Source organism: Marinobacter iranensis, from assembly GCF_029207565.1.
Taxonomy (GTDB): Bacteria; Pseudomonadota; Gammaproteobacteria; order Pseudomonadales; family Oleiphilaceae; genus Marinobacter; species Marinobacter iranensis.
This window is the reverse complement of record NZ_JANCMW010000073.1, coordinates 1-288: the sequence shown is the minus strand read 5'-3', so window position 1 is coordinate 288 and position 288 is coordinate 1. Positions and strand designations below refer to the sequence as shown.

2 protein-coding genes are annotated in these 288 nt (G+C 61.5%); both read left to right on the top strand.

Going from position 1 to position 288, the window contains the following annotated elements; genetic code table 11:
- The first annotated feature begins 1 nt into the window (after window position 1).
- On the top strand, window positions 2-160 hold the full coding sequence (locus NLU14_RS21500) for an amidohydrolase family protein (RefSeq protein WP_275710465.1): 159 nt from the start codon (window positions 2-4) through the stop codon (window positions 158-160).
- The coding region (locus NLU14_RS21495; RefSeq protein ID WP_275710464.1) for a GTP-binding protein at window positions 147-288 on the top strand (142 nt) is incomplete at its 3' end. The genes NLU14_RS21500 and NLU14_RS21495, both read left to right, overlap by 14 nt.

Below are 288 nucleotides of genomic sequence, written 5' to 3'. Positions count from 1 at the left end.
CATCGGACTTGGCGAAACGATCGGCTCGATCGAAGTCGGCAAGTCGGCGGACTTCATCGAACTCGACCGCAACGTGCTCGAGATCCCTGCCGACGAGATCGCCGACATCAAGGTCATGACAACCTGGTTCGAGGGAAGGGTGGTGTATGAGCGACCCTGAACCTGCCGATGGCCTTGTCCCCGTCACCATCCTTACCGGCTTCCTCGGTTCCGGCAAGACGACGCTGCTCAACCGGCTGCTCAAGCAGCCGTCGATGGCGGGAGCCGCCGTCATCGTCAACGAGTTCG